The organism is Bacteroidales bacterium (assembly GCA_023229505.1).
Classification (GTDB): domain Bacteria; phylum Bacteroidota; class Bacteroidia; order Bacteroidales; family JAGOPY01; genus JAGOPY01.
In genome coordinates this window covers 18,953-35,227 of sequence record JALNZD010000042.1, presented here as the reverse complement: position 1 = coordinate 35,227, position 16,275 = coordinate 18,953, and the positions used below count along the sequence as shown (strand labels likewise).

Sequence of the window (16,275 nt, the reverse complement as noted above, 5' to 3'; positions counted from 1 at the left end):
AAGTCGAAGCTTGGGAGAAGGCTCGCAATGGGTTCGATAAGAAAATTAACTGGCAGTTCACAAAGGAGAAGGCTCGCATTAAACTGAAAAAACTTTATCCGTCATATGAGCGTTGACATGACACTAGAATTTAATTAATCCGATCATGAAAAGAAAACCAATCTATTGCCTTTTACCATTTATAATGGTAACAGTAAATTTATCGGCACAGTTAGTAAATATTAACCCTGACCAAAATGGTGACCCATGGATGGTGGGAGATGCCTTACCAACATCACCGGAAGTAGAAGCAACTATCTTTAATATGGTACTCACTCCAAAATCTGCCGCTTCAGAATTGCCCTCGGTTGTTGATAACTCACAATTGAAATATATGCCCCCGGTTTTTGACCAGGGAAATAGTGGTGCATGTGTACATGTTGCTGAATTGTGGTATACATTCGGCTACGAAATTAACCGACATCGGAATGTGCCTGGGGGTGAAGCAATTGGAGATGAATATAAACAAAATCAATACAATCCTTTTTATTCTTACAATTTTTTAAATGGCGGTTATCATTTGACACCAACATCTCCCAAAGATGGTTTCAAATTAATAATGGATAATGGGTGTCCTTCGTATGATGTATATGATGATCCCGCATTAAATATTGATAGTACGAAATACCTTTATTGGATGAATGGTTATGATAACTATCAGAGTGGAATGCATAATAAAGTTGATTCATTTGCAAACATACGTTGGAATGATAATTATGAAAGCTTAGATACACTTAAACATTGGCTTTCTGATCATAATGCCGGTGAAGAGGATGGTGGCTTAGCTACATTTTCCGTTTATTGTGATGGATGGACTTCAGGTGTTTTTCTTCCAGGCACACCGGAAGAATTGAAACATTATATTACTCAATGGGGTCATACAGGCGGACATGTACTTACCATTGTAGGTTATCATGATGATGTGCAATGTTTTGATATTGACACTGATGGAGTATATATGAATGAAGATTTTGATGAAGACGGTATAATTCAACTTGACGAATGTGAGATGGGTGCTTTTAAAGTGGTGAATAGCTGGGGAATTGAATGGGGGGATACTGGATACGTCTATGTTCCTTATAAACTCATGGCAGCAGGTCTGCAAGACGGAAGAAGAGCCAACGTATGTTATGTGCCAGATGAATCTGAACCTTTATTAACAATTAAAACTAATGTCGATTACCCATGTCGGAAAAAGCTTAACTATAAAATTGGATTCGGGGGAAATGCTAATCAAATTACTCCATCAAACACTACACCATTCAAATCATTCAAGTTCCAAGGAGGATGCCATGAGATGAGGGGGGCTTATTCTGGGCCTATTAATGTTGGATTAGATTTTTCTCACTTTTATATTGATGAAGATTTTGGGAAGATTTTTTTCATTTTAGTAGAATATGAAAATTCAGAACCTCATGTAGGGGTGATTTTAAATTTTTCTATTGCTGATTACAGATGGGGTGAGGAATTTGAATTGCCTTGTATTGAAGAAAATATTCCAATAGTAAATAATGATTCAACCGTCGTTTCGATTGATTATGATCTGATTGTGCCTGGTGATAACCAGGAATTACCAGAAGATGTTAATTTATTTAGCAATATGGTAAGTCGTTTTTCCCCGACTGTAAACAATAACGCCGTATTAACAGTAGAAGATGGTGTAAAAATAGATATGTATAACAGCGAGTTGACCATCGAAGAAGGCAGTTCCATAATAATAGGGGATAATGTGATTTTTCATGCAAGCAGAGGAACAAGTAAAATTTATATTCAGGGAAGTATACAAATAGGCTCTGAAGTCACTTTTACTGCTGATGACGGAAGTACGCTTGAATTACATTTTGGACCTCAACCAGTGAATATCTCACATTGTCATTTTGAAAATTGCATTATAAGTGGCGGCAATCTTCTTGATATCACTCAGTCTGAATTTAAAAACTCATTCATAAATCAAACAATTAGCAATCTATCGATTTCATATTCGAAATTTACCAACTCATCCATTATTGCTTCCAATCCGACAATGGGACCACTTCCAATTGATAATTTTGCTTATATTACCAATTGTACATTTAGAACTGCCTACGATGGCGCCAAATCTATGATAGATATTTATGGCTACAAAAGCTTCAATATTTCTTATGATACTATTGATAATTTTAGCAATCCGGAAAGCACTTATCATGGTATTTCTATTAATTACTCAGGTTCGATTGAACCTGGGAATGTTCACCATATAACTAATAACCTTATCTATTGTACTTTCGGATGCCAAAATGATTTGGCTGGTATTACAGCCTATTCAAGTATAGCTGAAATTCAGAATAATAATATTTATACAAACGAAATTGGAATTCAAAGCCTAAACTTTAGCCGGCTTTACATCACAGGAAATCAAAATGCTCGGGATGAAAGTGAAACCCAAAGAATCAAAAACAATACTATGTATCAGGTTTTCGCATCACGAAATGCCTTTCCTCTTACCATGCAATGGAATGCAATTTATGGATATGCTTCGGATTGCTTTGTTTTCCATGATGTTGATATGTCTACCCAACCTCCTGTTGTAAATGTTGAAAATAACTATTGGGGACCTAATTTTGATCCAGATATAAATCTTTGTCCGTTTAGACACTACGATTATGATCCAATTTGGCCATTAAATGGCGGACAACTTGTTCCTAAGGATGCACAACAATTATTCGATCTTGGGGTTAGCCAGATAGATTCAAACAATTATACCGGAGCTAAGTCAACATTTCAGCATGTGGTGACATCTTACCCTGATGAAGAACCATCAATTAGCGCATTAAAAGAACTATTATATCTCGAGCCGCTTGCGGGAATGGATTTTTCAGGATTAAAAAGCTGGTATTTAACGGATTCTGTTATATTAAATCATGAGCATTTGTTGAAGATTTCTGATAACCTTGCGAATAAATGTGATGAAAAGCTTGAAAATTATCCTGACGCCATCGCTTGGTATGAGAATGTTATCGAAAACCCGGAAACACTGGAAGATTCAATTTTTGCAATAATTGATCTTGAACACTTATATTGGGAAATGGGAATTGATACGACCTTGCGTTCCTCGTCTTATATTGGACGGTTGAGCCAATTCAAACCGAAATCTTTCAAGGCTTTTAAAGATCATAAAGATGACTTACTGTTATTATTACATGGCGCTAGTGTAAATAATATGTCCAATCCTGAAATTCCTTCTATTAACGCAGGCACACAATTAATTGATCAGTTAAGAAATATTCCAAATCCATTTAAAGGCAAAACAAAAATATACTATGATCTTGATATTGAATCAGATATTCAATTGAATATCTACAACAATATCGGACAATTGATCAAATCAATTTCTGTTGGAAACAAGCCAAAAGGAACCGATTTCATTGAATTTGATGCTTCTGGATTCAAAGCGGGAATATATTTTTATTCGATCAGCAAAAATGGAATAAGGGCAGCTTCAAAGAAAATGTTGATCCTGTAATAAAGCCCACGGAAGCATTTATTTAAGTCTACAGGCGAAAAGGGGCGGGATGCCGATAATTAAAATTGGTATCTTTGCGGCGGCGTGAAGGCATAGAGGCATGGCGGCATGGAGGCTTTGTGTGATGAGCGTAGAATAAAGTTCAAATTTCTAATTTCAAATTTCAATTTTTAATAAAAAGAAAGCACAATTTTATATCTTAATGCTAACCCTTCTAAAAAAAGAAATATCCTCCTTTTTAAGTTCGTTAATCGGGTACATCGTGATTACGGTGTTTTTGCTTATTAATGGATTATTCCTGTGGGTTTTCCAGGGCGACTTTAATATCCTTGATTTCGGCTATGCCAGTCTTGACGGGCTTTTTATGATTTCGCCTTTTGTTTTCCTGTTTCTCATCCCGGCCATCACCATGCGATTGTTTGCAGAGGAGAAGAGGACCGGGACCATGGAGCTGCTCCTCACCAAACCTTTGACTGAATTTGAGATCGTCATGGCTAAATTCCTTTCGGGACTTATCCTTGTGATCTTTTCGCTGTTGCCCACCCTGGTTTATTTCTTCTCAGTTTACCAGCTTGGCCTGCCTAAAGGCAACATCGATATGGGGGGGATGTGGGGTTCTTATACAGGACTGCTTTTCCTGGGTGCTTCCTTTGTGGCTATCGGGATGTTCGCCTCCACACTTACCGACAACCAGATTGTATCCTTTATCATTGCTGTTTTTCTTTGTGGATTTCTATATGTAGGATTTGATTTCATCTATTCTTTTGATCTTTTTGGAAAGGTTGACCTGCTGATCAAATCACTCGGCATTAATGACCATTATCAATCGATGAGCCGGGGTGTCCTTGATACCAGGGATATGATTTATTTCCTTGGCATCATTTCATTTTTTATCCTGTTATCAAAATATTCCATCGAACGGAGGAAATGGTAGATGATGGTGATGAAAAAGAATAAGCAACGGAATATGAAGCGGAACAGCCTGATACAATTGCTGTTGGGTGTCGTTATCATTATTCTTGCCAATATCATTGGTTCTTTTATATTTACCCGGTTTGACCTGACGTCAGAAAAGCGCTTTTCACTTTCACCGGCAACAAAGGAACTGTTAAAGAAGATAGATGATATAGTCTATTTTAGAGTATACCTGGAAGGGGATTTTCCGGCCGGATTCAAGCGGCTTCGGAATTCCACCAAGGAGATGCTCGATGAATTCAGGGCTTATAACAAGAATATCCAGTACGAGTTTGTCAATCCTTCGCAAAGTGATGACCAGAAAGAAAGAAACGATACTTACCAGTTACTGACGGAAAAAGGGCTACAACCCACTGACCTGCAAGTTAGTACCAAAGGAGGGCGGGAGCAACAGGTTATTTTCCCCGGCGCAATTGCAAATTATAAATCCAATGAACTGGCAGTTGAGTTGTTAAATTCACAAATTGGTGTCAGTCCTGAGGAGGTGCTGAATAATTCCATCCAGGCCCTCGAATTCAGGCTTGCCAGCGCAATCCGCGATCTGACGGTGGTCATGAAACCCCGCGTGGCCTTCATCAGGGGGCATGGTGAGCTGGAAAACCGCGACATTTATGATATCGGGCAGGCCTTGTCCAAACAATACACCGTAAGCGTAGTTGCCATAGGTGGCCAGATTGGCAGCCTGACCACCCGTGACAGCGTTTCTGCAGATAAAACCCGCATCATTAACAAGTATGATGCAATAATAATTGCCAAACCTGATTCAGCTTTTTTGGAAAAGGATAAATTCATTATCGATCAGTTCATCATGCGGGAAGGTAAAGTTTTATGGCTTATCGATCCTGTTTTTGCTACCATGGACAGCCTGAAAAACACTACCACCACACTTGGACTGTCCATAGACCTTAACCTTGACGATATGTTGTTCAGATACGGAGTCAGGATAAATCAAAACCTGGTGATGGACCTGAATGCCCTGCCTATTCCTTTGAGGACGGGTCAGGTAGGCAATCAGCCCAAGATCGACTTCTTTCCCTGGTTATATTTCCCTGTGATTACACCAACGGAAAATCATCCCATCGTCAATAACCTTAATGCCGTTAAAACCGAATTTGTCAGCAGCATGGATACCATCCGGGTGCCGGGTATTAAAAAAACCATTTTGTTGAAGACTTCACCTTATTCAAGAACCGTTAATGCACCTGCGCTGATTACGCTTGAGATCCTGGAGAAAGAACCTGACGAACGGGCTTATACCGGTCCGCCACAGATAGTAGCGGTATTGCTGGAGGGTGAATTCAAATCGAATTTTGAGAACAGGATACCGCCTGAAATTCTGAACAGCAAGGAAATCGGCTTCATTCCACTCAGCAAACCAACCCGTATGATAGTAGTATCTGACGGCGATGTGATCAGAAACCAGCTCCACTATTCGAAAGGTTATCCTTTGCCGCTGGGTTATGACCAGTTTACCGGGGAGACTTTCGGAAATAAGGATTTTATCCTGAATTCACTTGATTATCTGATGGATGAATCAGGGCTGATCTCTATCCGTTCGCGTGAGCTGAAACTCCGTCTTTTGGACATGACCAGGGTAAATAATAACAAGTTTATCTGGCAGGCATTTAATATCTTTTTCCCTGTTTTACTCGTTCTTATTTTCGGTCTTGTCCGGAATTACCTGAGAAAGAGGAAATATGCTTCGGGAAAATAGGGCATTACTCCGACTTTAAATATTAAAAATGATGAGAAAAAACCGGGTCACTTTAATTATAACCCTGATTCTTTTATTGGCCGCTATTATTTTGGTCATTACGAATTCCTACACTACCCTGAAGAAGGATGTGAGCGATTTTTCGATTGAAGACACTACGATTGTCACCAAGATTTTTATAGCCGATAAGAACAACAATGAAGTCACCCTGACGCGCTCGGTGGACGGATCCTGGATGGTTGACGGGAAATACCCGGCACAGCACGTTAAGATCAGCTCGTTCCTTAAAACGCTGATGGACCTGGAGGTCCGGTCGCCGGTACCATTGGCAGCCAGGAACAATGTGATTACCAGGATGGCTGCTATTGCAAAAAAAATTGAAATCTACCAGGTTTCACCCCGGATCAATCTTTTTAATAAAATCAGGCTATTCCCTCATGAAAAGCTCACCAAGACCTATTACGTCGGTGATGTCACCCAGGATAACCAGGGTACCTTTATGTTGATGGAAGGATCGGAAGAGCCTTACATTGTACATATTCCGGGATTCAGGGGGTTTGTCGCCACGCGGTACTCAGCCGCTAAGTCAGACTGGCGTGATTACACCGTTTTTAAAACACGCGTTAATGAGATTCTATCAGTAAAAGTCGAATTCCCTTTACAACCCGGGCAATCATACCAGTTTGATCTTCCGGATAACCAGCATGTAGAGCTTCGATCGTTGCTAAGCAACCAGGTCATGGAAAACTACGATACGATCAGGGTGCTGAGTTTTTTAACCTCTTTTGCAGACGTTCGTTTTGAATCCTTGCTGGAGCAACTTATTAAAAAAGAGTTTATAGATTCAGTGAAAACAAGCACCCCGAAAACAATAATAACCCTGACGGACCGAAGCGGGAAAATCAATGAAGTGAAGATTTTCAAGAAAAAAGGATTCGCGGCACTTTACATGGAAGACGGTATGACAATGGAACCCGCGGATCTTGACCGGGCTTATGCTTTAGTCAATAATGGTGAAGATTTCGTTTTAATCCAGTATTATGTTTTTGACAAAGTAACGAGGAACCTGGATTATTTAATGGGGAAGGAATAAAAAAAGAGGCCGACTTTTCAGCAGGCCCCTTTTTATGGTTTGGTAAGTTATCTTTTAAACTACTCCGTGAGCAAGCATTGCATCGGCGACTTTCACAAAACCACCGATATTAGCACCCTTCACATAGTCTATATAACCGTCATTTCCCTTGCCCCATTTCACGCAATTAGCATGGATATTGATCATGATGGTATGCAGGCGGGAATCCACCTCTTCACGTGACCATGACAGGCGCATGGAATTCTGGCTCATTTCGAGGCCTGAAGTTGCAACACCGCCAGCATTGGCAGCTTTGCCAGGGGCGAAAAGTATACGGGCTTTCTGGAAAACTTCAACGGCTTCCGGTGTGGAAGGCATGTTGGCACCTTCTGAAACAACGAAGCAACCATTTTTGACAAGCGTTTTGGCGTCGTTTCCATCAACTTCATTCTGGGTAGCGCAAGGAAGTGCAACATCGCATTTGATCATCCACGGGCGTTTGCCTTCATGATAAGCACAACCGTATTTCTGCGCATATTCCTGGATACGTCCGCGTTTGACATTCTTCAGGTGCATCATGAACTGCAGTTTCTCAGGGGTAATGCCATCCGGGTCATGAATGAAACCGTTGGAATCAGATAGTGTAACGACCTTTGCTCCGAGCATGGTTGCTTTTTCGGTAGCATACTGGGCCACGTTACCTGATCCGGAGATCGTACAGATCTTTCCTTTCATGGAATCACCGCGGGTCTTCAGCATTTCTTCAGCAAAATAAACATTACCGTAACCGGTAGCTTCCGGACGGATAAGGCTACCGCCCCATTCCAGGCCTTTTCCGGTCAATACGCCTGTGAATTCATTTCTCAGTCTTTTATATTGGCCGAAAAGGAAGCCAATCTCACGACCACCAACGCCGATATCGCCTGCCGGCACATCTGTGTCAGGCCCGATATGACGCTGCAGTTCAGTCATAAAACTCTGGCAGAAACGCATCACTTCCATGTCTGATTTGCCTTTCGGATCGAAATCAGAGCCACCTTTTCCTCCGCCCATCGGCAAAGTAGTGAGACTGTTTTTAAGTACCTGTTCAAAGGCAAGGAATTTCAGGATACCCAGGTTCACAGTCGGGTGTAACCTAAGACCACCTTTGTAAGGACCAATCGCACTGTTCATTTCAATGCGGTAACCTTTGTTGATCTGGATTTCGCCTTTATCATCAACCCACGGCACACGGAAAAGGATCGTTCTTTCCGGTTCGGCCATTCTTTCAAGAATCTTGGCGACTTTGTACTTGGGATTTTCTTCTATAAAGGGGACCACTGATTCGGCCACTTCCCTCACAGCCTGATGGAACTCTTTTTCACCCGGATTTTTGGCAATGATCTTTGCCATAAACTCATTGACCAGGTTTTCATAGTTATTTGCCATAATTGTTATATGTATTTGGTTGTTAATGAATTTTCTAAAAAGCGGAGCAATATTAGTGAAAAATATTTTGTTACTGTGAAAAGATTAACAAAAATTAAGAGGATAAGGGCAATTTAGATTTAGTTTAATTAGGTTAGTGGTTAGTGGTTAGTGGTTAGTGGTTAATGGTTAGTGGTTAATGGTTAATGGTTAATGGTTACCACTGAATCAGCCGAACGGACTAATTGCTTACCAATAGTATCTTTTGAGAAATGATCCCATTTCATAACTATCCCCCATACATTTTCTCCAATCCCGATGGAGAGATTATAAATCTCCAAATTGTCAATTGTCATAATATTATGTTTTACTATGTTAATCCGAATTCTTGCAAAATATACCCGGTGGTTTCAATTTTTTTCACACCATTAACCACTAACCACTAACCACTAACTATTTATATTAATTTTAAAGTCTCAAAAATCACTCTGGCTTTATGAAAGAAAACTCCGGAACAAACGGCAATAACTACCAGCAGCTCAAGGCAGAAAACATCGAACGGTTGAAAGAGCTGGCAGCCATTAACCGTACTACTCAAATTATCAAGGAAGCCAAGTCCGTCGAAGAAACGCTCCGCCAGATCTGTACGATCATACCGCCTGCCTGGCAATACCCGCAGTTCACGGCAGCACGTATTATGTTCGAGGGCAAGGAATATGCCAGTATGGAGTTTAAGTCGACTAAATGGGTCCAGCGCCAGAAGTTTGAAACCATCGATAACAAGGTTGGCTACATTGAAGTTTATTACCTGCGTAAATTCCCTGACCTGGATGAAGGCCCTTTCCTGCTGGAAGAACGGCACCTGATCGAGAACCTGGCCAATATGATCACGGGATATATCAACAGCCTCCTGGCGAAAACCGTTATAAAACCCAGGACTCCCGGGGCAGGAGCCGTAACAGGGGAAGTCCCTCAGCCGGTCATTACCAGCCGGCAGTTGCTGCAACGATTTATCAATAAAACTAACCAGGACAGGGATATTTATCATGACCTGATGCCGTTCAAAGTGAAGGAGATCCTGCTTGTCGCCAATTTATACGACGCCTACAGCATTGAAAAGGAGGGACGATTTTCGGAACATGTGCTGGGGGAATACCATACGATGAATTTAACTTCGATCCCAAGGATTACGGGCGTATCGAACATTGATGAGGCTATGGAACTTTTACGCACCAGGCATTTTGACCTGATCATCATGATGATGGGAGCGGATAAGCAAACCCCCTTCGGCCTGAGCTGCGAAGTAAAACGGATTTATCCCTATATCCCTGTCTTTCTCCTGCTGAACAACAATGCCGACATTGCCCTGATCTCCGAGGAGAAAAACGCCCTGCAACATATCGATAAAGTTTTTATCTGGAATGGCGAATCTTCGGTGTTTTTTGCTATGATCAAGCATGTCGAGGATAAGATCAATGTGGAGAATGATACTGAATACGGCATGGTAAGGGTGATTTTACTGGTTGAAGATTCGGCAAAATATTATTCCCGCTATCTTCCAATGCTGTATCAAATTGTGCTGGAACAAACCAAGCGGATCATTGATGATGTCAGCACGGATGAGCTTTATAAGATTTTAAGGCTGCGGGCAAGGCCAAAGATCCTTATGGCTTCCACTTATGAAGAGGCGGTTGCGGTTATGGAAAAATTCCGGGATTATCTGCTCTGCCTGATCACCGATGTTAAATTTCAACGGGACGGTAAACCGGATGAGCACGCTGGATTAGACCTGGTTGAATTTGTGCGGAAGTCGCATAAAGACCTTCCGATCATCATTCAATCATCCGATGAAGAAAACGCCAAACTGGCCTACCAGTTGCAGTGTACCTTTATCAACAAAAACTCAGAGACCTTAAGTCAGGATTTCAGGAGTTTCATTACACACTTCCTGGGTTTTGGCAATTTTGTTTACCGGAACGAGGAGGGAGCTAAAATTGCCGAGGCGCGTTCACTCAAAGAATTTGAAAAACTGCTGAGAACTATTCCTGACGAGTCATTGCTATATCATGCCCGCAGGGACCATTTCTCGCTCTGGCTGATGGCCAGGGGTGAGATACTGGCTGCCAAGATACTCAACCCGCACAAGGTCACCGATTTCGAAAATGCTGTCACTATCCGCGAATACCTCATCGATGTTATCGGAAGGTTTCGCAATGAGCAGAACCAGGGTAAGATCATTCCTTTTGAAGAGTCGGCCCTCACAGATGAATCCAACATTGTCAGCCTGATGGATGGTTATTTGGGGGGAAAAGGACGGGGCCTTGCATTTGTCAATACACTCATTTACAATTTCGATTTTTCCCAGCAAATTCCGAATATTAAAATCCTTGCTCCTAAAACCTCAGTCATCGGAACCGAGGAATTCGAATATTTCATGGACCGCAACCACCTGAGGGATTTTGTAGCCATTACCACAGACTATGAAGTGATCAAAAAGCGCTTTATGGATTCAAAGCTGACCGATACGCTGGTTAAGCGGATGAAAATCCTACTGACGAAAATCACCAAACCAATTGCTGTCCGATCTTCAGGCTTGTTCGAGGATTCACTGATGCAGCCCTTCGCCGGCATTTTTGAGACGTACCTTCTGCCCAACTGCCATCCTGATATCAACGTACGCCTGAAGCAGGCGCTTGATGCCATCAAGCTTGTTTTCGCGTCAATTTATTCACCGGCGGCCCGTGGCTATATCGAGGCGGTTCACTACAAGATCGAGGAAGAAAAAATGGCCGTAGTGATCCAGGAAGTTGCCGGCAGGCAGTACGGGAATTATTTTTACCCGCATATCAGCGGTGTAGCCCAATCCTATAATTTTTATCCTTACGCGCACATGCAACCGGAAGAAGGTTTTGCGGTAATGGCCGTGGGGTTGGGAAAGACTGTTGTTGACGGGGAGAAAGCCTACCGTTTTTCACCTAAGTATCCTTCTACCGAGATCAGTACACCTAAAGATCAGTCGCAGAATACACAGGTTGAATTTTACGCGGTGGACCTGAATAAACAGGATATTAACCTGTTGGAAGGGGATACGGCCGGCTTAGCCAAGCTCGATGTTTACGAAGCGGAAATGCACGGAAACCTGAAACATTGCGCTTCGGTCTATGATGCCGATAACCTGGCTATCATTCCCGGGATCACCCATCCTGGACCGCGTATCATCAATTTTGCCAACATCCTCAAGTACAATTATATTCCACTGGCGCAGGCCATCGAAGTAGTGCTGGATGTGGTCAAAGAGGCTATGGGCTCGCCTGTCGAGATTGAATTTGCCGTTGACCTGACCAAGGACAAACAGAACCGGGCATCATTTTACCTGCTGCAAATCAAGCCGCTGATCGGCAGTGCAACGGATTATAATATTAACATCGACAAGATACCGAAAGATAAGATCCTCCTCTATGCCGAAAAGAGCATGGGTAATGGCATCATCGAGAATATCAATGATGTCATATTTGTCGACATCGATGTATTCGATAAAGGCGAAACGGTTCAGATGACTTATGAGATCGAGAAGCTGAACAAAATGTTTGCCGCTGAGAACAAGAAATATTTACTGATTGGTCCCGGCCGCTGGGGCACACGCGACCAATGGATCGGAATACCGGTGAACTGGGCCCAGATTTCGCGTGCCCGTGTAATTATCGAAACCAGCCTCGAGGGCTATCCGCTGGATGCCTCCTCGGGATCTCATTTCTTCCATAATGTCGTATCGATGAACGTGGGTTATTTCAGTATACAGCCCGAGATGTCGAAGAGTTTTATCCGGTGGGATATACTGAAAAAACAAAAGGTGGTGAACCAGACGAAATATTTCCGCCATATCCGTTTCGACGAGCCGCTAACCGTCAGCATGGACGGCAAGAAACGGATCTCTGTGGTGACGTGGGGAGATTAAGATTGGGCGATTGGGCGATTGGGCGATTGGGCGATTTTCGATTTTCGATTGCGTGATAAATTAATCTGTGTAAATCCGTCGCATCCGTGTCATCCGTGTGCTATTTTTAGTTTCAATTAGTATTTAATGAATTTTGAAGAAAAAGCCCCTTTATTTGACTTTATCCTGACTAAATAAAAACCCGGTTTTAAACCGCTGATATTTACCGTAAACTGCTGACTTGATGTAGTTCCGCCTGATGCCGCAACATCTCCTAAAACATTACAAATAATATATTCTGTCCCTGAGGGAATTATCCCGGGTACCTGGATTGTAATGTCAGTACTGGCAGGATTAGGGAAAACTTTAAGCAAGCCTGGCGGCACTTTCTTTTCATTGACGCCAAGGGAAGCATTGGGCACGATGATTTCACCATTGTTCACCCTGCTTCTTAGCGAATCAATATTCTTCATTAACTGGACCAGGGATGATACCGGTCCATCCCAGCCGTTGGCTGCGCAATACGCCAGCTCGATTTCCTGTACCTGGCCGGGTGCGAAGGTGAATGGGCCCATCGCACCTGTTCCTCTTCTGTCGCCTGGTTGATTTTGTTCGGCGCTGTCGGTCCAGTAAAATCCATCCTGGTTATATGGAGGATTAGGTGGAACGCAATAAGTACCCCAATTGAAAGGGTCTGAATCCCCCGGGAACATAAATCTGCATTCCGGCCCGGCTGCGGTGGGAAAGTGTCCGGTTCCACCAAACTGGAGCTTGCTGTTGTCAGCAAAAATACTTTTCAAGCAGTTATATTGTTCAGGTGCTATAACCGGGTCTCCATTCAGGTTTGGAGGGGGCATAAAACCGGTCAGGCCGAGCCTTTCATCATCTGTAAATCCATTCCCGAAATTCAACCCGTTGACACTGAAATCACAGCCTCCTGATGGGTTATCTGTTCCGTCTGCATCCATGAACGGACCTGCAAGCACAGTTACAGATTGCGCCGGTGGAAAATCACCGTAACCCGGGTTGGGATTATCATAGCTTGTTATATCATAATCAAAATCCGTCCCGTTATAGCCATAATAAGATGCTCTTGTTACTTCTGAACCAACGTAATCGTCCCATGGATATCCGATATCGAAATCCGTAAATATGCCAATATAAGTTTCCCCGTAGATTTCATCTGACCTGTTGATCAAATCATAATGAACAAAAACTGTATTATAAAGCGCACTATCAGCGGGTTCATCAAAACCATATACCATTCCGTGAATTTCAACCCTGAGTTTTCCCCCTTTGGATTCGGTATGAATTTTATCATCGTTCATCATGAAGAATATTGTCGCATCACCACGGATCAGGGGATAGTCACCCACCAGGGGATTATAATTCCCATCAAGGTTGAAATCAAAATAAGGCGCCAATTGAGCGGCTTGTCCTGACAATACATCTCCATTTCCCGGCCAGGAAGAAATGTCCTCAATAGGTTGGTAACCCTCTTTCCACCAGTTATTGCGGTGATAATCGATATCAGTCTTATTCAGCTTCCATAATTTCCAGAATTTGAAGGCATAAATTGAATCATAAAGATCCGCAACCGGGCCGGGTTGAAAATCTACTCCCATCTGCCTGTAACGCTCCCCTGCAAAATGAAGGCTGTCCTGATCAGAAAGTCCACCGATCCATATAAGACTGTTGAAAATTGTATTTGTTTCTTCTCCCGCAGGGTATTTGAAATGGGGGTGAAAATCACCGTGTAATCCTTCCCCTGGTAACTGTCCGATATTGGCAAAAAGCATCCCATCGGCATTTACACCTGCATTGATGTTGTTTACAACCAATGAATCGTAATAGTGATGATCGGTTACATGGATATAAATCTTTCCTTTTGCCCTCAAATCCTCATTGTGCCGGTCCTGAATGATGTATTCGATAGAATCCGTATTTGCCACATTCGTAAATGCCTGGTAAGTTATCAGGCTGTCTGATATTATTTCAGCATTGCCTTTTAATGTGTGTTTCACAGATATAATTCGCAAAGTATCGGCGGTATTCCCGATATCATTATTTAGTGGCGAAATGATAACAGGAAAAAACGAACGGGCTGAAACATTATCCTTTACTGCTACGGGTAGAATAGGATTTATTGAAAGGTCAATATAAACGGGTGTCCATTCAGAATAATAATTGCTGTTATTAGATTGCCTGACCCGATAAAACAGCGAATCATGAGCAGACGCAAGGGGATCGGAAGTATAGATGATCTGGTTCCCTGAAATATTGCATGTACCTTCTGATTCAATATCCCAGATTTCAAGTGGGTCACCGTTTATATCATAATCATTTGCAAGAACATCAATTGTAATTGGCGAAAAAGCCATGCCGGCTGCATGATCAGTTACCCCAACCGGGCAATCGGGATTTTTGGACACTTCGACACTCACATTTGCATGTTTTGAATAAATATATGGATTGGCTGTCTGGTAAACCCTGTACTGGAAAACACTGGTGCCTTTGAACGATACATCGGGTGTGAAAACCAAATTATTCCCGGCCTGCACAACGTCTCCTTCCGTAGTTTGCGAGTAATCCAGGATTTCAAAAGGATCTCCCTGCAAGTCATAATCGTTCTCCATGATCGGAATTGAGACACTGATCCCCCCGGTCGTAAAAGCTGTATCCGGCACCAGGATTGGTATATCAGGATTAGGGAGGATTTTAATGTAAACTTCTGTCTGGTTTGATATATACGATTCCGCACTGTTTCTTTCCCTGGCTGTATATGTGAAATCCGCCTCCATGTAGGAAGTGAACCTGGGAATAACGGTCACAGACAACGAGTCTTCACTTATGGTTACATCGCAATGGGATTCGGAATAAACTTCATAGATTTCCAGTTCATAATCATTGGGGTCTGTATCATTAGCCAGTAAATCCAGCTGTACCGGAACGAGCTCAAGCAATTCAAACGTGTCGGGATTTGCAACCGGAACATCCGGGTTTGGCAAGACATAAATCTGAACCCACGCTGATGAAGAAGAAACCATGGGAGGTGTTCCATTATCTATGATCCAATAGCGAAAATGAGTATCTTCTGTAAAATTTTTCGACTTAAACCGAATTTTCCCGTTAACTGTATCAGCAACACCAAAAAGAGGACTAGTCCAGTGATCAATTGATATTCCATCCCCATCGGGATCATAATCATTCGCCAAAACATCGATGATGAACGGAACCTGGGAAATTACCTCAACTGTATCATCAACAGCGACAGGCGGATTATTCTGTGAGAAAGAAAGAGTAAAAAGAAAACAACCCAGAGAAGTGAGTAGGCCTTTTTTCATAGCATTTTGGTTAATGAGCTAAGATACATGATATTTGGATAAATTAGATACTAATTCAGTTAAAGGCTTGATCGACAAAGTTTAAGGTATGGGAGCAATCTGAAAGGTTTAATTTCTCACAGTTCCACAAAGTAGCGACACAGAGGCCACGGATAAAAATCTGAAATTTAATTCTTTGGGATCTCTGTGATTTCCTTCTGTGGCCTCTGTGTGAAACAATTTCATTCTTTTTAACTACTTCAATTATTTTCTCATTATAAAATTATTTATCATTGTGGGAGTTATTAA

At 42.1% G+C, this 16,275-nt stretch carries 8 protein-coding genes; 5 read left to right on the top strand and 3 right to left on the bottom strand.

Going from position 1 to position 16,275, the window contains the following annotated elements; genetic code table 11:
- Window positions 1–145 precede the first annotated feature (145 nt).
- The 4 genes from M0Q51_13540 to M0Q51_13525 all read left to right on the top strand — a co-directional run bounded on the left by M0Q51_13540 (window position 146) and on the right by M0Q51_13525 (window position 7,323).
- Window positions 146–3,541: a T9SS type A sorting domain-containing protein gene (locus M0Q51_13540; GenBank protein ID MCK9401000.1), complete on the top strand. Its 3,396-nt coding sequence runs from the start codon at window positions 146–148 to the stop codon at window positions 3,539–3,541.
- A 202-nt stretch (window positions 3,542–3,743) separates the two neighbouring features.
- Window positions 3,744–4,475: a gliding motility-associated ABC transporter permease subunit GldF gene (gldF, locus tag M0Q51_13535; protein ID MCK9400999.1), complete on the top strand. Its 732-nt coding sequence runs from the start codon at window positions 3,744–3,746 to the stop codon at window positions 4,473–4,475.
- 9 nt (window positions 4,476–4,484) lie between these two features.
- Entirely contained in the window at window positions 4,485–6,230 is a 1,746-nt protein-coding gene (gene gldG / locus M0Q51_13530) for a gliding motility-associated ABC transporter substrate-binding protein GldG (GenBank protein ID MCK9400998.1), read from the top strand.
- Between the two features lie 28 nt (window positions 6,231–6,258).
- The gene (locus M0Q51_13525; protein ID MCK9400997.1) at window positions 6,259–7,323 is read left to right on the top strand and encodes a DUF4340 domain-containing protein; all 1,065 of its coding nucleotides are present in this window, start codon (window positions 6,259–6,261) and stop codon (window positions 7,321–7,323) included.
- Between the two features lie 54 nt (window positions 7,324–7,377).
- On the opposite strand, the gene gdhA is transcribed toward M0Q51_13525, so the two are convergent.
- Both gdhA and M0Q51_13515 read right to left on the bottom strand, forming a co-directional pair.
- Complete coding sequence (gene gdhA / locus M0Q51_13520) at window positions 7,378–8,730, bottom strand: NADP-specific glutamate dehydrogenase (GenBank protein ID MCK9400996.1); 1,353 nt, start codon at window positions 8,728–8,730, stop codon at window positions 7,378–7,380.
- A gap of 182 nt (window positions 8,731–8,912) precedes the next feature.
- Window positions 8,913–9,065: a four helix bundle protein gene (locus M0Q51_13515; GenBank protein ID MCK9400995.1), complete on the bottom strand. Its 153-nt coding sequence runs from the start codon at window positions 9,063–9,065 to the stop codon at window positions 8,913–8,915.
- Between the two features lie 140 nt (window positions 9,066–9,205).
- Between M0Q51_13515 and M0Q51_13510 the strand changes: the two genes are divergently transcribed.
- Window positions 9,206–12,664, top strand: coding sequence for a pyruvate, phosphate dikinase (locus M0Q51_13510; protein ID MCK9400994.1), 3,459 nt, complete (start codon window positions 9,206–9,208; stop codon window positions 12,662–12,664).
- Between the two features lie 116 nt (window positions 12,665–12,780).
- Here the strand turns inward: M0Q51_13510 and M0Q51_13505 are convergent, their stop codons facing one another.
- On the bottom strand, window positions 12,781–15,987 hold the full coding sequence (locus M0Q51_13505) for an Ig-like domain-containing protein (protein MCK9400993.1): 3,207 nt from the start codon (window positions 15,985–15,987) through the stop codon (window positions 12,781–12,783).
- Window positions 15,988–16,275 lie beyond the last annotated feature (288 nt).

What these genes read in the sequence shown, in the direction of transcription:
- M0Q51_13540 (MCK9401000.1), top strand. Translation starts at nt 146, where the DNA reads ATGAAAAGAAAACCAATCTATTGCCTTTTACCATTTATAATGGTAACA.
- gldF (MCK9400999.1), top strand. Translation starts at nt 3,744, where the DNA reads ATGCTAACCCTTCTAAAAAAAGAAATATCCTCCTTTTTAAGTTCGTTA.
- gldG (MCK9400998.1), top strand. Translation starts at nt 4,485, where the DNA reads ATGAAAAAGAATAAGCAACGGAATATGAAGCGGAACAGCCTGATACAA.
- M0Q51_13525 (MCK9400997.1), top strand. Translation starts at nt 6,259, where the DNA reads ATGATGAGAAAAAACCGGGTCACTTTAATTATAACCCTGATTCTTTTA.
- gdhA (MCK9400996.1), bottom strand. Translation starts at nt 8,730, where the DNA reads ATGGCAAATAACTATGAAAACCTGGTCAATGAGTTTATGGCAAAGATC.
- M0Q51_13515 (MCK9400995.1), bottom strand. Translation starts at nt 9,065, where the DNA reads ATGACAATTGACAATTTGGAGATTTATAATCTCTCCATCGGGATTGGA.
- M0Q51_13510 (MCK9400994.1), top strand. Translation starts at nt 9,206, where the DNA reads ATGAAAGAAAACTCCGGAACAAACGGCAATAACTACCAGCAGCTCAAG.
- M0Q51_13505 (MCK9400993.1), bottom strand. Translation starts at nt 15,987, where the DNA reads ATGAAAAAAGGCCTACTCACTTCTCTGGGTTGTTTTCTTTTTACTCTT.